This window comes from Cupriavidus sp. 10L43_2 (assembly GCF_056395265.1).
On record NZ_JBFTJE010000003.1, the window covers coordinates 168,865 to 188,841 of the forward strand.

Genomic DNA, 19,977 nt, shown 5'->3' on the forward strand with positions numbered 1-19,977 from the left:
TCACCCCGTTTCATGGAAGTGACTTGTGCGCTATGGTCGTCATTCCGAATGCGATCCAAAGGGCACCTCCATGACGACCCGGGTCGACTTTTTCGCTAAAAAGGCAAAATAATCAGACCCTTAACTTTTTGGCTCGGGTACAATTCCGCCCTCGTCAGCGAGATCGGCGGCGCCGTGCCAAGGGCCGCCCGTTGCCAGCTTTTGCGTGTCTTTGTGGTAACGCCGCTCCCGCCCTGTGCCCGCCTGCACCGAACTCAGTTTCGGCCAGTCCCGCCGGGGAACCGGACCGCGCCCGGCTCGTCTGACAGGGTTTCCCAAATCGATTTCTCATATTTCGATGGTTGGGTTGTTCACTGCTTTCGCCTGTTACTAGGGAGTGGGGATAATGTCCAATCTCAGCACCGCGCTCAAGCTGGCGCCGGCTGATTCGCAGTTGCCCGTGGATGTCTACTTTGACGAGGCGCTGCATCAACAAGAACTGGAACTGCTGTTCAAGAAGGGCCCGGGATACGTCGGCCATACGCTGATGGTCCCGGAGACGGGCGATTTCCACACGCTCGCCGCCGAGGACGAGGGCCGCATGCTGGTCCGCAATCCGGAAGGTATCGAGCTGCTGTCGAATGTCTGCCGCCACCGCCAGGCCATCATGCTGAACGGCCGCGGCAACGCCAAGAACATCGTCTGCCCGCTCCATCGCTGGACCTACGACCTCAAGGGTGACCTGCTCGGCGCGCCGCATTTCGCGCAGCAGCCGTGCGTCCACCTGAACCGGTCGCCGCTCCAGAACTGGAACGGCCTGCTGTTCGAGGGCGCCCGCGACGTGCGCGCGGACCTCGCGCGCATGGGCGTGGCCGAGGACCTGAACTTCGACGGCTACATGCTCGACCACGTGGAAGTGCACGAGTGCGACTACAACTGGAAGACCTTCATCGAGGTCTATCTGGAGGACTACCACGTCGTGCCGTTCCACCCGGGACTGGGCAGCTTTGTCTCGTGCGACGACCTGACCTGGGAGTTCGGCGAATGGCATAGCGTGCAGACCGTGGGCCTGCACCAGGGCCTGAAGCGGCCGGGTAGCCCGACGTACCAGAAGTGGCACGACGCGGTGTTGCGCTTCAACAACGGCAAACTGCCCAAGCACGGCGCGATCTGGCTGACCTACTACCCCAACGTGATGGTGGAGTGGTACCCGAACGTGCTGGTCATCTCGACGCTGCATCCGGTGGGTCCGCGCAAGACCCGCAACGTGGTGGAGTTCTACTACCCCGAGGAAATCGCGCTGTTCGAGCGCGAGTTCGTCGAGGCCGAGCGCGCCGCCTATATGGAGACGTGCATCGAGGACGACGAGATCGCCGAGCGCATGGATGCCGGCCGCCAGGCGCTGATGAAGCGCGGCGTCAGCGAGACCGGTCCGTACCAGTCGCCGATGGAAGACGGCATGCAGCACTTCCACGAGTGGTATCGGGGGGCCATGCAGTACACCGGCTAGGGTGTCAGTGGTCGGCAGTGGGCGTTTATCGCCCGCTAATCGCCCCACCCCTGTAGCCAGCCCGAAACGGACCGTGAAAACGGTCCGTTTTGCGTTGGAGTGGCCATCTGGCCACTGTTAGAATCGGGGTTTTCCCGCGCTGCACCGGCCGTCACGAAGCCCGGACAGCCTTCGTTCCACCTCTCTCGCCCCCGCCATGCAATCGCTCTGGATGCTGTTCGCCGCCTTCGCCTTTTCCTTGATGGGGGTGGGCGTCAAGCTGGCATCCGAGTTCTACACCACGGGCGAAATCGTCTTCTATCGCAGCATCATCGGCGTGACGATCATGTGGATCATGCTGCGCTCGCAAGGCATCTCCGTGCGCACGCCGCACATGGCCACGCACATCAAGCGCAGCCTGTTCGGCGTGACCGCCCTGCTGCTCTGGTTCACCTCGATCACGTTGCTGCCGCTGGCCACGGCCATGACGCTGAACTACATGTCGCCGGTCTGGATCGCGCTGATCCTGGGCGCCAGCGCGGCGCTGGCCGGCACGGCGGGCGGCGCGGACCGCAAGCTGATCGGCGCGATCCTGCTGTCGTTCGCCGGCGTGCTGTGCCTGCTGCAGCCGTCGGTCGGCAAGGACCAGCTGACCGGCGGCCTCATCGGACTGATCTCTGGCGTGTTCACGGCGCTGGCCTATGTGGAAGTGCGCCAGCTCGGCCAGCTCGGCGAACCCGAAGGCCGCATCGTCTTCTATTTCTCGGCCGTGGGCATGGTCTGCGGGCTGGTCTGGATGCTCTACTCGGGCGTCAGCCACCACACCTGGCACGGCGCCGGGCTGCTTCTCGCCATCGGCATCCTGGCCACGCTGGGCCAGACTTCGATGACACGCGCCTACAAGCGCGGCAACACCCTGCTGACGGCCAACCTCCAGTACGCGGGCATCGTGTTCTCCAGCCTCTGGGGCATCCTGGTCTGGGACGACAAGCTCAACTGGATATCGTGGCTCGGCATGGTGTTGATCATCGCCAGCGGCATCGCCACCACCCTCACTCGCGCGCGCGACACCGACAAGCACCCGACCCCGGCCACGCCTGTGAAGTCGGCGGAGGCGGAAGTGCATCCTGAGGTGTAGCAGAACGCCGAAAGGCCGACCCGCCTTGATGCGGGTCAGATCCGTCGGATGATGAATGGATAGAGTCTCCCGTCTGAACGCGACGACGGAGCCTTGCCATGCAGCAGTGCAGTTTTGTGTTGAACGACCAGCCGATGAGCGCATTTAGTGTTGGCGGCGCTTCATTCCCAGCCTTCTCGGGAAAGACACCTTATATCAACAAGCGGGCGAACAGTTGCCTGGTAAAGCTCGGGCCAATTCCACCCGGCACCTACTACGTCATAGACCGCGAGACAGGCGGCAGATTTGGCTGGCTGCGCGACTTGGTGGCCAACAAAAAGAACTGGTTCGCCCTGTATGCCGAAGACGGCCGCATTGACGACTGGACTTTCTGCAACGAGGTGAAGCGTGGCAACTTCAGGCTTCATCCCATGGGCGAGAGGGGCATCAGTGAGGGATGCATCACCGTCCACCGGGCAGCCGACTTCCACGTCATCCACAGCTTGTTGAAACGATCCAGACAAAGTACTGTCCCGGGCGCGGATTTCCGCGCCTATGGAAAAGTGGTGGTCAAATGAAATGGCTCGCCAATGCCGTGCTACTAACAATCTGGCTGGTGTTCGCCACGTTCTTGTATGCCATGGCGTGGAGCCACTACCCGGACCTCTTCCCTGACTACCCGGAGTGGGTGGCTGATGTCATCGGACAGCTGACAACGGATCCACAGATGGACGATGTCGAGTCCCTCGCCACCTACTACTACCTGATCCTGTCCTTCCTCCCCGTGGCCGCCGCCACGGCTCTCGCCCTTCTCGTCCGGCGCCTGCTCCGCCGACGCGCCAGCCGACGTTGACCCGGCGCGCGGTGTAGCATTGACGGCATTGCTCAACCCGATGCTTATCGCCAATGCCGAACCCACTGATTACCGCGACGGAACTGGACGCACTGCTTAGCCGGGGCAACCACGACGTCGTGCTGTTCGACTGCTCGTTCGATCTCGCCGACCCGGCCGCCGGGCGCGAGGCCTATCACCAGGGCCACCTGCCGGGGGCCTACTATCTCCACCTCGACAACGAACTGTCCGGGCCCAAGACCGGCTTCAACGGCCGGCATCCGCTGCCCGATGCGGAGTTGTTCGCCGCGCGGCTACGGGCGCTTGGCGTGAACGATGGTTCGCTGGTCGTGGCCTATGACGCCCAGGGCGGCATGTTCGCGGCCCGGCTCTGGTGGCTGATGCGCTGGATTGGCCATGGGGCCGTGACGGTGCTCGATGGCGGGAAGAATGCCTGGGTGGCGGCTGGGCTGCCGCTCGAGCGCGGGGCAACCCCGGAGCCCGATACGGACACTGATAACGGCACTGGCGGCGACCTGTCGCGCAAGGCGTCGCTGGTCCCGACCGTCGATGCCGAGGCGCTGCTGGCCAACCTCGCCAGCCCCGCGCGGCTGGTCGTGGATGCCCGCGCCGCCGACCGCTTCCGCGGCGAGAACGAGACGCTCGACCCGGTCGGCGGCCATATTCCCGGTGCGGTGAATCGCTTCTTCAAGGACAACCTCGCCGCGGACGGCCATTTCAAGCCGGCGGAGACGCTGCGTGCGGAGTTCGGCCAGGTGTTTGCCGGCAAGGCGCCGGCCGATACGGTGATGCAGTGCGGCTCCGGCGTGACCGCCTGCCACAACCTGCTGGCGATGGAAGTGGCCGGGCTGACCGGCGCGGCGCTCTATCCGGGGTCGTGGAGCGAGTGGTGCGCCGACCCGAAGCGGCCGGTGGCGACTGGGGCCTGAATCCCCAGGCGCGAAGCGGCGTCAGCGCGACGCCGCCTCCGTCTTCGCCCCACGGTGGTGGTCGTGTTCCTCGCGCACGCCGTTCGTGATGAACACGATCGCCGCGATGCCCGCCGCCACCAGCACCACCTGCACCGCCGATTCCTTGAGGCGCGGCCGGCGCTGCATCTGCGGCATCAGGTCGCTCACGGCGATGTAGACGAAGCTGCTCGATGCAATCACGAGCACGTACGGAATCCAGCCGCTCAGCTGGTCCAGCAGGAAATATCCCACCACGCCGCCGACCACGGCCGCCAGGCTCGACAACAGGTTGAATGCAAAGGCGCGCGCCTTCGAGAACCCCGCGTTGAGCAGCACGATGAAATCGCCGACTTCCTGCGGAATCTCATGCGCGGCAATCGCCAGCGCCGTCACCACGCCGATCTTGGGATCGGCCAGGAAGGCAGCGGCAATCACGATGCCATCGGCAAAGTTGTGGAAGGTGTCGCCGACGAGGATGGTCAGGCCGCTGCGGCCCGCTTCCTCGCGGTCGTGGCCGTGATGATGGTGGTGCCCATCGCCCTCATGGTGGTGCGAGTGGCGCAGCAGCGAGATCTTCTCCAGCAGGAAGAAGCCCAGCAGGCCAGCCAGTAATGTGCCGAACAGCGCACGCGGGTCTGCGCCGGACTCGAACGCCTCGGGCAGCGAGTGAAGCAGCGCCGTGGCCAGCAGCACCCCTACCGAGAAGCTCACCATGCGGTCGACCACGCGCGAGGCCACGGTCAGCGACAGCAGCGCCGCCCCGAGAATGCTCCCGACGCCCGAAATGGTCGCCGCCAGCAGAATGTACAGAAGCGTGGAATGGATGATGGGCTCCCGGCGCCCGGTATGCGACGGTCAGGCCGCCCGCATACCGATTAACGCAACAAGGTTGCAAAAACTGGAAAGCCGCATTGTACGTATGTCCGCACCGACTTTGCAATGTCCGCAATGGTCCGACTCAGCGCGGGGTCAATCGCCCTCCCCGGCTCAGGCGACCTTGTTCGCCTTCAGCCAGGCGAGGCAGCGCTGCCAGCCATCCTTGGCGGCGGCTTCCACGTAGCTGGATCGGTAATCGGCATTGAAGGCATGGCCGGCCTCGGGATAGACCACGAAGGTCGAGGCCTTCGCATTGGCATCGGGCGATGCTGCCAGCGCGGCCTTCATCTTCGCGACGTGCTCCTGCGTGATGCCGGTGTCCTTGCCGCCGTACAGTCCCAGCACGGGCGCGTGGAGCTGGTTGACGCTCTCCAGCGCGCTGCGCGGCTTGAGCGGCGTCGGCTCACCCACCAGTTGGCCGTACCAGGCCACGCCGGCCTTCACCCGGGGGCTGTGGGCGGTGTAGAGCCATGTGACGCGTCCACCCCAGCAGAAACCGGTGATGCCGAGCCGGTTCAGGTCGCCGCCATGGGCGCCGGCCCAGGTGCTGGCGGCGTCCAGGTCGCCCATGACCTGCGCGTCCGGCACCTTGGCGATGACGTTGGTCTGCAATTCCTGGATCGTGCCGAAGCTGCCCGGGTCGCCCTGCCGCGCGAACAGTTCCGGCGCGATGGCCAGGTAGCCGAGCTTGGCGAAGCGTCGGCAAATGTCTGCAATGTGTTCATGCACCCCGAAGATCTCGCTGATCACGAGCACCACGGGCAGGTTGGTCTTGCCTTCGGGCTGGGCACGGTAGGCGGGCATGTTGAAGCCGCCGGACGGGATGGTCACTTCGCCGGCGGTCAGGCCGTTGAAGTCGGTCTTGATGGTTTCGGCCGCCACCGGCAGGGCCGCCGCCGCGAAGGCGGAGCCCAGCGCGGTCTTGACGAAACGCCGGCGATCGAACGTCTGGCCGGGGACGAGGCTTTCCACTTCAGGCTGCAGCATGGGGCGGGCTCCTTGGGGTCGCTGGCGTGACGCATACGGTGCTCACGCAACGCCAGCGATTCTAAGCGCACTTTGCCGCCCCGTGCGACTCCCCCGCCCCCTCCCTCAGTGCAGCTTCACGCGCGGGCTGGTCTTGCTGCGCAGCCAGTGCGTCACCGTATCGAGCCCCATGCCGATGGCGCCGTGGAGCGCCAGCACGTGCATCCGGTACAGCGAGGTGTACATGAAGCGCGCCATCAGCCCCTCGATAAACATCGACCCGCCGATCAGCCCGCCCATCAGGCTGCCGACCGCGCTGAAGTGCCCCAGCGACACCAGCGAGCCGAAGTCCTTGAACGCGAACTGCGGCAGCGGCTTGCCCTCCATGCGCGCGCGGATCGCGTCATAGAGGAAGGTGGCCTGCTGGTGCGCCGCCTGCGCGCGCGGCGGCACGGCGGTCTGCTTCTCGGGCCACGGGCAGCTGGCGCAGTCGCCGAACGCGAAGATGTCCGGATCGGCCTCGGTCTGCAGCGTGGGGCCGACCACGATCTGGCCCTGCTTGCTGACCGGCAGGCCAAGCGTGCGGAGGACGCCCGGCGCGGTGATGCCAGCCGCCCAGACCGTCAGGTCGGCGTCGATGCGCTTGTCGCTGGCGGTGAGCACGGCGTCGTCGGTGACCTGCGTCACGCGCTCGGCGGTCAGCACGTCCACGTCGAGCTTGCGCAGCAGCTTGGTGGTCTCGGCGGAAACGCGCTCGGACAGCGCCGGCAGGATGCGCGGGCCGGCTTCGATCACGTGGATGCGCACGTCGCGGCGCGGGTCCAACTGGTGCAGGCCGTAGGCGTTGAGCACGTGCGCGGTGTTGCGCAGCTCGGCGGACAGTTCCACGCCCGTGGCGCCGGCGCCGATGATCGCCACGTCCACGCGCGGCCGGCCGTCCTCGCCGGTGCGACCCCGCCCGTTCTGGGCGCGCACGCACGCGGCAATCAGCTTGCGGCGGAAGCGCTCCGCCTGCTCGACGGTATCAAGCGCGATCGCATGCTCGGCCGCGCCGGGCACGTTGAAGAAGTGCGTGACGCAGCCGATGGCCAGGACCAGCGTGTCATAGGGGAGTTCGCGTGCGGGCAGCAGCTCCGTGCCATCCAGATCGACGCACGCGGCCACCTGGATGACCTTGCGCGCCCGATCGACGCCCGTCAGTTCGCCCTGCTGGAACTCGAAGTGGTGCCACCGCGCCTGCGCGACGTACTCGAGCTGGTGGGTGTTGGGATCCATGCTGCCGGCGGCGACTTCGTGCAGCAGCGGCTTCCAGATGTGCGTGGGCGAGCGGTCCACCAGCACCACCTGGGCCTGGCCGCGTTTGCCCAGCTTGTCGCCGAGCCGGGTCACGAGTTCGAGCCCGCCGGCCCCGCCGCCAACGACGATGATCCGATGGGTGGATGCCTGCGTCGCGCGCAGCGCGTCGCGCTGGGCGTTGGGCGATGGGGTGGGCGATGGGGTGGGCGATGTCTCGCCCCGTGTATCGGCTTGCGTACCGATGTGTGCCGCCGTGCCTGCCGCTACTTCGCTACCGGTTGTACTGCCATCCGTGGTGCTCATGGTCTACCCGATCTTCTCTATTTGGAAACCGGTGTCGACCCGCGTCGGCGAGGATTATGTTGTCGTTGTGGCGTCGCGCGGATCATGTTCGTTGCTGCCAGTTTGCTGCACGGCAATAGAACTGGCAAGCCTCCACGCGATGATGTCGCGCATTCACCGCAACGCCTCTCCTGTACGCATCCGCATGCAGGAGAGGCGTCACCTTCAATGCGCCTCTTCCCAGTTGCTGCCGCTGCCCACTTCGGCCACCAATGGCACGCGCAGCGTCGCCACGGAGCACATCAGCTCGGGCAGGCGCGTCTTCACCAGCTCGAGTTCGGCCTGCGGCACTTCGAGGACCAGTTCATCGTGCACCTGCATGATCTGGCGCGTGCCGAGGTTGTCGCGCTCGAGCCAGTCCTGCACGGCGATCATCGACAGCTTGATCAGGTCCGCCGCCGTGCCCTGCATCGGCGCGTTGATGGCGGCGCGCTCGGCGCCCTGGCGGCGCGGGCCGTTGCCGCCGTTGATGTCCGGCAGCCAGAGGCGGCGGCCAAACACCGTTTCCACGTAGCCCTGCTCGCGCGCGGTCTGGCGGGTCTCTTCCATGTAGTGGGCCACGCCCGGGTAGCGCATGAAGTAGCGGTCGATGTAGTGCTTGGCCGCTTCGCGCTCGATGCCGAGGTTGCTGGCCAGCCCGAACGCGCTCATGCCGTAGATCAGACCGAAGTTGATGACCTTGGCGTAGCGGCGCTGCTCGCTGGACACCGCCTCGCGCTCCACGCCGAAGATCTCGGCCGCCGTGGCGCGGTGGATGTCCTCGCCGTTGGCGAACGCGCGCAGCAGGTTCTCGTCGCCCGAGATATGGGCCATGATGCGCAGCTCGATCTGCGAGTAGTCGGCGGAGACGATCACGTTGCCCGGCGCGGCGATGAACGCCTCGCGGATGCGCCGGCCTTCCTCGGTCCGCACCGGGATGTTCTGCAGGTTCGGCTCGGTCGAGGCCAGCCGGCCCGTCACGGCCGTGGCCTGGCCGTAGCTCGTGTGCACGCGTCCGGTCTGCGGGTTGACCATCTTCGGCAGCTTGTCCGTGTAGGTGGACTTGAGCTTCGACAGACCCCGATAGTCGAGCAGCAGCTTGGGCAGCGGATAGTCCTCCGCCAGCTTCTGCAGCACCTCTTCGTCGGTGGACGGCGCCCCGCTGGCGGTCTTCTTGACCACCGGCAGCTTCATCTGCGTGAACAGGATTTCGCCGATCTGCTTCGGCGAACCGAGGTTGAACGGCTGGCCAGCGGCCTCGAAGGCGGCTTTTTCCAGTTCCATCATGCGCTGGCCGAGTTCGGCGCTCTGCGCGCCAAGCCGCGCGGCATCGATCAGCACGCCATTGCGCTCGATCTTCTGAAGCACCACCGAGACCGGGATCTCGATATTCTCGTACACGTACTTGAGCCCGTCTGCCGCGTCCAGCTGCGGATGCATCTTGCGATGGAGGCGCAGCGTCACGTCGGCATCCTCGGCCGCGTACTCGGTGGCGCGCTGGAGGTCGATCTGGTCGAAGCCGATCTGGCTGGCGCCCTTGCCGCAGACTTCCTCGTAGGTCAACGTCTTCAGGTTCAGCAACCGCTCGGCCAGGCTGTCCATGCCGTGATTGCGGTGCGAGGCCAGCACGTAGCTTTCCAGCATCGTGTCCTGGGCGATGCCGCGCAGCTTGACGCCGTGGTTGGCGAAGACGTGCGAGTCGTACTTCAGGTGCTGGCCTAGCTTCGGCCGCGCCGGGTCTTCCAGCCACGGGCGCAGGCGCTCCAGCACGTATTCGCGCGAGAGCTGGCCGTGGTTATCCATGCCGGCCACGTCCGGGCCGCGATGGGCGACCGGGATGTAGGCGGCCTCGCCGGGCTCCACCGACAGCGACAGGCCCACCAACTGGGCCTGCATCGGGTCGAGCGAGGTGGTTTCCGTGTCGATGGCGGTCAGCGGCGCGTCGACGATCCGGGCGATCCAGGCGTCGAGCGCGGCCTCGGTGGTCACGGTCTCGTAGCGGATCTCGGCCGGGGTGGTGTCGGGGGCCGGCAGGTCGGTCGACACATCGGCCGGGCCATCGAACAGCCCGCCCTGCGGCGAAGGCGCCGGCGCGGCGCCGGCACGCGACGAGCGGGCGGCGGCACGGGCGTTCGGCAGCGATTCGCCCGTGGCCTCGCGCAGCCAGGTCTTGAAACCATAGCGCGAGAAGAAGGCGATCAGCTTCTCGTTGTCCTCGCCCAGTTCGCGCAGCGCGTGGAAGTCCGCCACGGCGTCGCTGAGGTCGCAGTCGGTCTTGACCGTGACCAGCTCCCGGGCGCGCGGCAGCCAGTCGAGCGTGTTGCGCAGGTTCTCGCCCACCACGCCCTTGATGCCATCGGCACCGGCCATGATGGTGTCGAGCGTGCCGTATTCGGCCAGCCATTTCACGGCGGTCTTCGGACCCACCTTGGGCACACCGGGCACGTTGTCCACCGCATCGCCAATCAGCGAGAGATAGTCGACGATCCGCTCCGGCGGCACGCCGAACTTGGCCACCACACCGGGCGGATCGAGCACTTCGCCGCTCATGGTGTTGACCAGCGTGACGTGGTCGTTCACCAGCTGCGCGAGGTCCTTGTCGCCCGTGGATACCACGGTACGCACGCCCTGTGCCGTGGCCTGGCAGGCCAGTGTGCCGATCACGTCGTCGGCCTCCACGCCTTCCACCACCACGATCGGCCAGCCCAGCGCGCGCACGGCCTCGTGGATCGGCTCGATCTGCCTGGCCAGATCCTCGGGCATGGACGGGCGATGTTCCTTATATGCGGGGTATAGCGCATCCCGGAACGTCTTGCCCTTGGCGTCGAACACGCAAGCGATATACTCTGCCGGGAAGTCGTTGCGCAGCTTGCGCAACATGTTGATCATGCCGTAGATTGCCCCTGTAGGCAGCCCTTCGCCATTCCTCAGGTCCGGCAGAGCGTGATACGCGCGATACAAGTAGCTCGATCCATCGACGAGCAAAAGCGTTTTTTGACTATCCGACATTCCCATGGACTCTAAATTGACTGGCGCCCCTGCTGGTGGCGCAGCGACCGGCCCCCTGGCCGATACGGACGTTTCCGACATCTCCGGCGATACCGTGAACCCGCCGCCCGAGAAGGCCTCGGCGCATGCCGCCGCCATCGCCGCGAAAGCCGATGCCGCGGCGGCGGGCAAATCGCCCGAAGCCCAGGATGCAGCTGCCGCGGCGGCAGCTGCGCGTGCCAACCCACGCAAGATGATTCCGAGCCTGCGCGCGCTGGCGGATGAAGACCGCGCCACCGCGAAGAAGGCGCGTGCCTCGTGGCAAATGTTCACGATTATGGCAGAGTTCATCGAGGCGACCGAGTACCTCTCGGAGATCCGCCCGGCGGTCTCGATCTACGGCAGCGCGCGCCTGCGCGAGGACTCGCCGTACTACCAGAAGACCATCGAGATTGCCCGGCTGTTCTCGGACGCCGGCTTCGCGGTGATCTCCGGCGGCGGCCCCGGCATCATGGAAGCGGCGAACAAGGGCGCGCACGCCGGCAAGTCCGCCAGCGTCGGCCTGAACATCGAGCTTCCGCACGAGCAGCAGGGCAATCCGTACCAGGACATCGCCATGCGCTTCCGCCACTTCTTCACGCGCAAGGTCACCTTCGTGAAGAATTCGGACGCCTTCATCGTCATGCCCGGCGGCTTCGGCACGCTGGACGAGCTGGCCGAGGTGCTCACGCTGGTGCAGACCGGCAAGTCGCGCTCGGTGCCGGTGGTGATGTACGGCAGCCGGTTCTGGAAGGGCCTGCTGGACTGGTTCCGCTTCACGCTGCTGCCGATGGGCCTGATCGCCGAGCACGACCTCGACCTGATGAAGATCGTGGACGAGCCCCAGGAAGTGCTGGAGGCGGTCTATGACTATTACGAGAAGCGCGGCGGCGATCACCCGATTCCGCCTAAGGAAGAAATGTTCTATCTGTAAGGCATTGGCGGCGTCCCCGGCCAGCCAGGGGGCGCAGGCAGCACGTGCCGGGGTGCCCCGGGGGTCACGAGAGCGGCCCGTGGGCGGCAGGAATTGCTAGAATGGAAGCCTGTCAGTCTGCCAGGTCCGGCGCCGCCGGGCCGCAGACTCAATCCGCGTGGCGGGGCCTGCCGGCCCGCACGCACAGGAGCCCCAGATGACCTCCCCCTCGCACCCGGCTGCCGTGCTCGCCGCGACCGTGCTGGCACTCGTGCCGGCCCTGGCCGCCGCACAGGGCAACGCGGAAAGCAGTGCGCTGACACAACAAGAACTGAACCAGATCAACAATCAGCCGATCGCGCCCGCGTCGAAAAGCCAGCTCAACCAGCCGCGCGAGCCGAGTTTCGTGCTGCGTGAGCGCGATGGGACCCAGGTGACCGAGTACCGGAACAAGGGGCAGGCCACCGATATCCAGGTACGCTCCGGCGTGGGCACGAAGTACGAGATGAGCAAGCCGGAAGACAGCTCGCCCAAGATTCGTGACCATGACGTGAACCGCGTGCCGTCGGTCAACCTGAAGTTCTGAGCGTCTCAACGACCCTTTTCACCCACGACCCGGCCGGACGGCAACGCCCGACCGGATCGCGCCGGCCCTCCGGCAGTCATGCCGCGGCGGCGGACGGTTTTTGTCCAGACCGGCCTGCCGCGCCCGATTCGCACCAATAAAACAGTATGGCCGTATTCACCACGGTCTCGCAGGACGAGATCGCCCGCTGGCTGCTTGACTACGACCTTGGCGAAGTCCGCGCGTTGCGCGGCATTGCTTCCGGGATCGAGAACAGCAATTTCTTTCTGACCATGGAGCAGGATGGCGTCACGCGCGAGTACGTGCTGACCATCTTCGAGCGGCTGACCTTCGCGCAGCTGCCGTATTACCTGCACCTGATGGACCATCTGGCCCGACACGGCATCAGCGTGCCGGCGCCCGTGGCCGCGCGCGACGGGGAAATCCTGCGCGCGCTCAAGGGCAAGCCGGCGACCATCGTCACGCGGCTCTCCGGGGCGTCGCAACTGTCCCCGCAGGCCAGCCACTGCGCCGAGGTGGGCACCATGCTGGCCCGCATGCACCTGGCCGGGCAGGACTATCCGCGCCAGCAGCCCAACCTGCGCAGCCTGGCCTGGTGGCGCCAGACCGAGCCCGAGATCCTGCCGTTCCTCGACCCGGCCCAGCGCCAGTTGCTGGCCGGCGAGATCGCCCACCAGACCGCGTTCTTCGGCAGCGCCGACTACGCCGCGCTGGCCGGCGGCCCGTGCCACTGCGACCTGTTCCGCGACAACGTCCTGTTCGACACCGACGCCAGCGGCGCGCCGCAACTCGGCGGTTTCTTCGATTTCTACTTCGCCGGCAACGACAAGTGGCTGTTCGACCTGGCCGTGACCGTGAACGACTGGTGTATCGACCTGCCCACCGGCGCGCTGGACGTTGACCGGGCGCAGGCCATGCTGCGGGCTTATCATGCGGTGAGGCCGCTCACGGCGACCGAGGCCGCGCATTGGCAGGACATGCTCCGTGCGGGCGCGCTGCGCTTCTGGGTATCGCGTCTGTGGGACTTTTTCCTGCCGCGCGAGGCCGACATGCTCCAGCCGCACGATCCGACCCACTTCGAACGCATCCTGCGCCGCCGTCTCGACGACGCCGCACCGCTCCCCTGGATCTGATTCGCCATGCAACTACTGGAAGTTCCCGCCAAGGAAGGCTACGTCTGGTTCCGCCAGGGTATCTGGCTGTTCCGCAAGAACCCGCTCGCGTTCCTGATGCTGCTGTTCATCTACCTGATTGCCGCGCAGCTCGCGATCTTCGTGCCGCTGTTCGGCATCATCGCGCTGCTGGTGGTCACGCCGGGCATCAACGTGGGGGTGATGACGGCCTGCCGCGATGTCATCCAGAGCAAGCGCGTGCTACCGACCGTGCTGCTGGCCGGGTTCCGCAGCAATGGCAAGCAGGCCATGCGGCATCTGTTCGTGCTGGGCGGCATCTATGCGGCGCTGGTGTTCCTGCTGAGCCTGATCGCCACGTCGCTGGTTGATATCGGCGCGCTGGCGCAGGTGGTGCTGAAGGGCGAGGAGCCCACGCCGGACGCGATGCGCCAGCTCTACCTGGCCATGCTGACCGGGGCAGCGCTCTACACGCCGATCGCGATGCTGTTCTGGTTCGCGCCGATGCTGACTGCCTGGCACGGCGTGCCGCCGGTGAAGGCGCTGTTCTTCAGCTGGACGGCCTGCTGGCGCAACCGGGGCGCGTTCTTCGCCTACGCCGGCCTGTTCGCCGTCCTGATCGTGGCGCTGCCGCTGTTCCTGGAGGTAATCTTCGCCGCGATCGGCGCGGAGACGGTGCTGTCGTTCCTGGTCACGCCGTACTCGCTGCTGATGCTGGCGATCCTGTACTGCTCTTTCTACGCCACCTATCGCGGCTGCTTCAACATCGTGCCGGCCGAGGCCACCGACACCCAGAACGTCAATCCATGACGTATTAGGCACTTGGCCGGGGCTACCCCCGGCCAGGGCCCGGCTTTAGTCGATGGTGTCGAGCTTGGCCACCGCCAGCGCCAGCCACTTGGCGCCGTGGCGCTTGAAGTTGATATTGGCGCGCGCATCGGCGCCCTCGCCTTCCAGCGCCGTGATCTTGCCTTCCCCGAACTTGTTGTGGAACACGTTCTGGCCGACCCGGAAGCCGGTGTCGGCCGCGCGCTTTTCCTCGGCGTAGTTCTTGCCGGTGTCCATGCCGCCCGTGGGCCGGGTGCCGCTGTAGGGCACGTCCTCGGGCTTCTTGAACCAGTCGCGGCCCCAGCCGCTTTCCCGCTCCCCGCCGCCCTGGCGGTTGCGGCCATAGCCGCCACCACCGCCGCCGCCACCGTATGCACCGTAGGCCTGTGCCGGCGGCGTGATCCACTTCAGCGACGCCTCGGGCAACTCCTCGAAGAAGCGCGAGCGGATGTGATATCGCATCTGGCCGTGCAGCACGCGGCTCTGGGCGAAGGACATATAGAGCCGCTCGCGCGCCCGGGTAATCGCCACGTACATCAGGCGGCGCTCCTCCTCGAGCCCATCGGCCTCCATCGCGCTGTTCTCGTGCGGGAACAGGCCCTCTTCCAGCCCGGTAATGAACACCACGTTGAATTCGAGGCCCTTGGCCGCGTGCACGGTCATCATCTGCACCGCGTCCTGGCCAGCCTGGGCCTGGTTGTCGCCGGCCTCCAGCGAGGCATGGGTCAGGAAGGCCACGAGCGGCGTCATCACCACCGGCAACTGCTCGGGATCGAGCACTTGGAGCACCTGGTCGCCATCGGCCAGCACTGGCGCGGCGTCGCCGATCCGGTTGGCGGGCAGCACGCTGGCCAGCGCGTCGAGCCCATAGCCCTCTTCCACCACGAAAGCCTGCGCGGCGGTGACCAGTTCCTGCAAGTTCTCGATGCGGTCCTGCCCTTCCTTCTCGTTCTGGAAGTGCTGGATCAGGCCGCTGGTGTTGATCACATACTCCACCGTCTCCGGCAGCGTCATGCGCCGCGTCTCGGCCCGCATCTGCTCGATCAGGCGGATAAACGCGCCCATCGTGCTGCCCGCCTTGCCCGGCACGTAGGCCACGGCCTCGGAGAGCGAGACGTTGTACTGGCGCGCGGCGTCCTGGAGCAGCTCCAGCGAACGCGCCCCGATGCCGCGCGTCGGGAAGTTGACCACCCGCCCGAACGCCGCGTCGTTGCGCGGGTTTTCGATCAACTGCAGATAAGCGAGCGCATGCTTCACTTCGGCCCGTTCGAAGAAGCGCAGGCCGCCATACACCCGATAGGCGATGCCGGACGAGAACAGCGCGTGCTCGATCACCCGCGACTGCGCATTGCTGCGATACAGGATGGCGATCTCGGAGCGCGACATCCCCTGGGCGATCTGGTCGCGGATCTCCTCGACGATCCACGAGGCCTCCTGCCCGTCCGAGCCGGCCTGGAACACCCGCACCAGCTCGCCGTGGCCCGCGTCCGTGCGCAGGTTCTTGCCCAGCCGCCGCGCGTTGTGGGCGATCAGGTGGTTGGCCGAATCGAGGATGTGGCCATGCGAGCGGTAGTTCTGCTCCAGCTTGATCAGGTGGCGCACGCGGAATTCGCTCTCGAAGTCGCGCATATTGCCGACGTTGGCACCCCGAAACGCGTAGATGCTCTGGTCGTCATCGCCCACGGCGAACACGGCCGCCGCGCTACCCGTGCCGTAACCGGCCAGCAGCTTGAGCCACTGGTACTGGAGCACGTTGGTGTCCTGGAACTCGTCCACCAGCACGTGGCGGAAGCGGTGCTGGTAGTGCTGGCGGATGGCGTCGTTGTAGCGCAGCAGTTCGTAGCAGCGCAGTAGCAACTCGGCGAAATCGACCACGCCTTCGCGCTGGCACTGCTCGTCGTAGGCGGCGTACAGGTCGACGAAACGACGGTTGAAATCGTCGTTCGCCTCCACGTCGCGGGGGCGCAGCCCCTGCTCCTTGGCGTTGTTGATGAAGTACTGGACGTTCTTGGCCGGATACTTCTCGTCATCGACATTCAGCGATTTCAGCAGCCGCTTGAGCGCGGAAAGCTGGTCCTGGGTGTCCAGGATCGAGAAGGTCTGCGGCAGCCCGGCGTCCTTGAAGTGCGCGCGCAGCATCCGGTTGCAGAGCCCGTGGAAGGTGCCGATCCACATGCCGCGCGTGTTGATGGGCAGCATGGACGACAGGCGGGTCTGCATCTCCTTGGCCGCCTTATTGGTAAATGTCACGGCCAGCACGCCGGCCGGCGACACCCGGCCGTTCTGGATCAGCCAGGCGATGCGGGTGGTCAGCACGCGGGTCTTGCCGCTGCCCGCCCCCGCCAGGATCAGGGCCGGTTCATCGGGCAACGTGACGGCGGCGAGTTGTTCGGCGTTGAGATTGGCAAGCAGGCTGGACATCGGGGAAGGGGCCTTTTGGCCGCGTGGGGCCGGGGAATGGCGGCAATTATACCGGGGGGACCGGGGCCGCCAGCGGCACCCGGCAGCCGTCGGCGTCGGCAAATGCGCACCGGCACCCCCGCCTCCCCTATAATTTGACGTTTTCCCGGCCCGACGCCGTGGCGCGCCGACTGGTTTCGATGGATTTCGATCAGTCCGCCCACCGCCCAGCCCCGACCCGCATACCTCGACATCCCCAGCATGACCGCCCAAGACCAGTCCCTTGCCAAGAGCTTCGAACCCGCCGCCATCGAGGAGAAGTGGGGCCCCGAATGGGAGCGCCGCGGCATCGCCCAGCCCACGATGGACGCCAATCGTCCCGATTTCGCCATCCAGCTGCCGCCGCCCAATGTGACCGGCACGCTGCACATGGGCCACGCGTTCAACCAGACCATCATGGACGGCCTGACGCGCCACGCGCGCATGCGCGGCGCCAATACGCTGTGGGTGCCGGGTACCGATCACGCGGGTATCGCCACGCAGATCGTGGTGGAGCGCCAGTTGGAAGCCCAAGGCGTGTCGCGCCATGACCTCGGCCGCGAGAAGTTCGTCGAGAAGGTCTGGGAGTGGAAGGAGGAGTCGGGCTCCACCATCACGCGCCAGGTGCGCCGCATGGGGGCGTCGATCGACTGGACGCGCGAGTACTTCACGATGTCGCCCGAGATGTCGCAGGCCGTGACCGAGGTATTCGTCCGCCTGTTCGAACAGGGCCTGATCTATCGCGGCAAGCGCCTGGTCAACTGGGACCCGGTGCTGGGCACGGCCGTGTCCGACCTCGAAGTGGACAGCGTGGAGGAGGAAGGCTCGCTCTGGCACATCCACTACCCGCTGGCCGAGCCGGACGCCGTGCACGGCCTGACGCACCTGACCGTGGCCACCACGCGCCCGGAAACCATGCTCGGCGACACCGCCGTGATGGTCCACCCCGAGGACGAGCGCTACGCGCACCTGATCGGCAAGTTCGTGCACCTGCCGCTGACCGATCGCCAGATCCCCGTCATTGCCGATGAATACGTCGACCGCGCCTTCGGCACGGGCGTGGTCAAGGTCACGCCGGGCCATGACTTCAACGACTACGCGGTGGGCCAGCGCCACAACCTGCCGCAGCTCTCGATCCTGACGCTGGACGCCAAGATCGTCGCCGACGCGCCGGCCGCCTACGCCGGCATGGACCGCTTCGAGGCCCGCGACAAGATGGTGGCCGACCTGAAGGAACAGGGCCTGCTGGGCGAGGTCAAGAAGCACAAGCTGATGGTGCCGCGCAGCGAGCGCACCAGCAGCGTGATCGAGCCGATGCTGACCGACCAGTGGTTCGTCGCCATGAGCAAGCCGGCCCCCGAGGGCACGTTCTATCCGGGTCGCTCGATCGCCGAAGTGGCGCTGGACGCCGTGCAGAGCGGCGAGATCAAGCTGGTGCCCGAGAACTGGAACAGCACGTACAACCAGTGGCTGGCCAACATCCAGGACTGGTGTATCAGCCGCCAGCTCTGGTGGGGCCATCAGATCCCGGCCTGGTACGACGACGCCGGCAACTGCTTCGTCGCCCGCACCGAGGAAGACGCCCGCGCCAAGGCGCAGGCGGCCGGCAGCACCGGCCCGCTGCGCCGCGAGGAAGACGTGCTCGACACGTGGTTCTCGTCCGCGCTCGTGCCGTTCTCGTCACTCGGCTGGCCCGAGCAGACGCCGGAACTGGAGCACTTCCTGCCGTCGTCGGTGCTGGTCACGGGCTACGACATCATCTTCTTCTGGGTGGCGCGCATGGTCATGATGACCAAGCACTTCACCGGCCAGGTGCCGTTCCACACCGTGTACGTGCACGGCCTGGTGCGTGACTCCGAAGGCAAGAAGATGAGCAAGTCCGAGGGCAACACCCTCGACCCGGTGGACCTGATCGACGGCATCGAGCTGGCCCCGCTGCTCAAGAAGCGCACCACGGGCCTGCGCCGCCCGAAGGACGCGCCGCGCATCGAATCGAAGACGAAGAAGGAGTTCCCGGACGGCATTCCCGCGTTCGGCGCGGACGCCCTGCGCTTCACCTTCGCCTCGCTGGCCACGCTGGGCCGGAATATCAACTTCGACACGGGCCGTTGCGAGGGCTATCGCAACTTCTGCAACAAGCTCTGGAACGCCACCCGCTTCGTGCTGATGAACACCGAGGGCCATGATTGCGGCATGGGCCCGTGCAGCAACGACTGCGGCCCGGACGGCTACCTGCACTTCTCGCAGGCAGACCGCTGGATCGTCTCGCTGCTCCAGCGCGTGGAAGGTGAAGTCGAAAAGGGCTTCGACGAATACCGTTTCGACAATATCGCCAGCGCAATCTACAAGTTCGTCTGGGACGAGTATTGCGACTGGTACCTGGAACTCGCCAAGGTGCAGATCCAGACCGGCACCGAGGCCCAGCAACGCGCCACGCGCCGCACGCTGCTGCGCGTGCTGGAGACGGTACTGCGCCTGGCGCACCCGATCATCCCGTTCATTACCGAGGAACTCTGGCAGAAGGTGGCCCCGCTGGCCGGCCGCGCCAAGGGTGACGGCAGCGAGACCATCGCGCTGCAGGCCTACCCGCTGCCGGCCGCCGCCAAGATCGACGAAGCCGCCGAAGCCTGGGTGGCCCAGCTCAAGGCCGTGGTGGACGCCTGCCGCAACCTGCGGGGCGAGATGAACATCTCGCCGGCCCAGCGCATTCCGCTCTACACGCACGGCGACAGCACCTTCCTGAACGCGGCGGCGGCGCAAATCCAGGCGCTGGCGAAACTTTCCGAGGTGAAGGTGTTCGAAGACGAGGTCGCCCTCCAGAAGGAAGGCGCCGGGGCGCCGGTGGCCATCGTCGGCGGCAATCACCTGCTGCTGAAGATCGAGATCGACGTCGCAGCCGAGCGCGTGCGCCTGGGCAAGGAGATCGACCGGATCAGCAATGAAATCGGCAAATGCCGGGGCAAGCTGACCAACGAAGCCTTCGTGGCCAAGGCGCCGCCCGCGGTTGTGGCGCAGGAAACACAGCGTTTGTCGGATTTCGAACAGACGCTGGCCAAGCTCCAGGATCAACTACAGCGTCTGCCCGCCTGACGGGTTCGCCACTTCTGCGCCACCGGCACGAAAGTTGCAACTCGACTGGTATCCGGCCTCGTTCATGTGTAACGACATGTGACTGTTACGTCAGCGTCGGACGAAGCCGGACAGACG

The 19,977-nt window shown here is 66.2% G+C and carries 15 protein-coding genes; 10 read left to right on the forward strand and 5 right to left on the reverse strand.

The annotated features are described in order from the left end of the window. Positions 1-385: 385 nt before the first annotated feature. The 5 genes from AC1DEL_RS05540 (at position 386) to AC1DEL_RS05560 (ending at position 4,367) form a co-directional block, all read left to right on the forward strand. Entirely contained in the window at positions 386-1,489 is a 1,104-nt protein-coding gene (locus AC1DEL_RS05540) for an aromatic ring-hydroxylating oxygenase subunit alpha (RefSeq protein WP_092290362.1), read from the forward strand. Positions 1,490-1,685: 196 nt separating this feature from the next. Then, positions 1,686-2,606, forward strand: a complete 921-nt coding sequence (locus AC1DEL_RS05545; protein ID WP_144198115.1) for a DMT family transporter — start codon at positions 1,686-1,688, stop codon at positions 2,604-2,606. A gap of 98 nt (positions 2,607-2,704) precedes the next feature. Next, the gene (locus AC1DEL_RS05550) at positions 2,705-3,163 is read left to right on the forward strand and encodes a DUF2778 domain-containing protein (RefSeq protein WP_477106407.1); all 459 of its coding nucleotides are present in this window, start codon (positions 2,705-2,707) and stop codon (positions 3,161-3,163) included. Beyond that, complete coding sequence (locus AC1DEL_RS05555; RefSeq protein WP_477125480.1) at positions 3,160-3,438, forward strand: hypothetical protein; 279 nt, start codon at positions 3,160-3,162, stop codon at positions 3,436-3,438. Before AC1DEL_RS05550 ends, AC1DEL_RS05555 begins: the two co-directional genes overlap by 4 nt. A gap of 53 nt (positions 3,439-3,491) precedes the next feature. Beyond that, positions 3,492-4,367, forward strand: coding sequence for a sulfurtransferase (locus tag AC1DEL_RS05560; RefSeq protein WP_477125479.1), 876 nt, complete (start codon positions 3,492-3,494; stop codon positions 4,365-4,367). Between the two features lie 21 nt (positions 4,368-4,388). Here the strand turns inward: AC1DEL_RS05560 and AC1DEL_RS05565 are convergent, their stop codons facing one another. The 4 genes from AC1DEL_RS05565 to polA form a co-directional block, all read right to left on the reverse strand. Next, entirely contained in the window at positions 4,389-5,198 is an 810-nt protein-coding gene (locus AC1DEL_RS05565) for a ZIP family metal transporter (protein WP_255370686.1), read from the reverse strand. 177 nt (positions 5,199-5,375) lie between these two features. Further along, positions 5,376-6,251: a dienelactone hydrolase family protein gene (locus AC1DEL_RS05570; protein WP_441590578.1), complete on the reverse strand. Its 876-nt coding sequence runs from the start codon at positions 6,249-6,251 to the stop codon at positions 5,376-5,378. A gap of 105 nt (positions 6,252-6,356) precedes the next feature. Further along, positions 6,357-7,829, reverse strand: coding sequence for an NAD(P)/FAD-dependent oxidoreductase (locus AC1DEL_RS05575; RefSeq protein ID WP_477125478.1), 1,473 nt, complete (start codon positions 7,827-7,829; stop codon positions 6,357-6,359). A gap of 204 nt (positions 7,830-8,033) precedes the next feature. Continuing rightward, positions 8,034-10,856 carry a DNA polymerase I gene (polA, locus tag AC1DEL_RS05580; protein ID WP_477125477.1) on the reverse strand — a complete coding sequence of 941 codons (2,823 nt, stop codon included), beginning with the start codon at positions 10,854-10,856 and terminating at the stop codon, positions 8,034-8,036. Between the two features lie 4 nt (positions 10,857-10,860). On the opposite strand from polA, the gene AC1DEL_RS05585 reads away from it, so the two are divergent. The 4 genes from AC1DEL_RS05585 to AC1DEL_RS05600 all read left to right on the forward strand — a co-directional run bounded on the left by AC1DEL_RS05585 (position 10,861) and on the right by AC1DEL_RS05600 (position 14,313). After that, a complete protein-coding gene (locus tag AC1DEL_RS05585) occupies positions 10,861-11,808 on the forward strand; it encodes an LOG family protein (RefSeq protein WP_441590580.1) in 948 nt (315 codons plus the stop codon). Between the two features lie 196 nt (positions 11,809-12,004). Next, positions 12,005-12,373, forward strand: a complete 369-nt coding sequence (locus tag AC1DEL_RS05590) for a DUF2782 domain-containing protein (RefSeq protein WP_092290380.1) — start codon at positions 12,005-12,007, stop codon at positions 12,371-12,373. A 146-nt stretch (positions 12,374-12,519) separates the two neighbouring features. Next, positions 12,520-13,506, forward strand: a complete 987-nt coding sequence (locus AC1DEL_RS05595) for a homoserine kinase (RefSeq protein WP_092290382.1) — start codon at positions 12,520-12,522, stop codon at positions 13,504-13,506. Between the two features lie 6 nt (positions 13,507-13,512). Beyond that, entirely contained in the window at positions 13,513-14,313 is an 801-nt protein-coding gene (locus AC1DEL_RS05600) for a BPSS1780 family membrane protein (protein WP_441644025.1), read from the forward strand. 45 nt (positions 14,314-14,358) lie between these two features. Here the strand turns inward: AC1DEL_RS05600 and AC1DEL_RS05605 are convergent, their stop codons facing one another. After that, entirely contained in the window at positions 14,359-16,752 is a 2,394-nt protein-coding gene (locus AC1DEL_RS05605) for a UvrD-helicase domain-containing protein (protein ID WP_092290386.1), read from the reverse strand. A gap of 240 nt (positions 16,753-16,992) precedes the next feature. Between AC1DEL_RS05605 and AC1DEL_RS05610 the strand changes: the two genes are divergently transcribed. Continuing rightward, positions 16,993-19,860, forward strand: coding sequence for a valine--tRNA ligase (locus tag AC1DEL_RS05610; protein ID WP_092290388.1), 2,868 nt, complete (start codon positions 16,993-16,995; stop codon positions 19,858-19,860). The last annotated feature ends 117 nt before the right edge of the window (positions 19,861-19,977 follow it).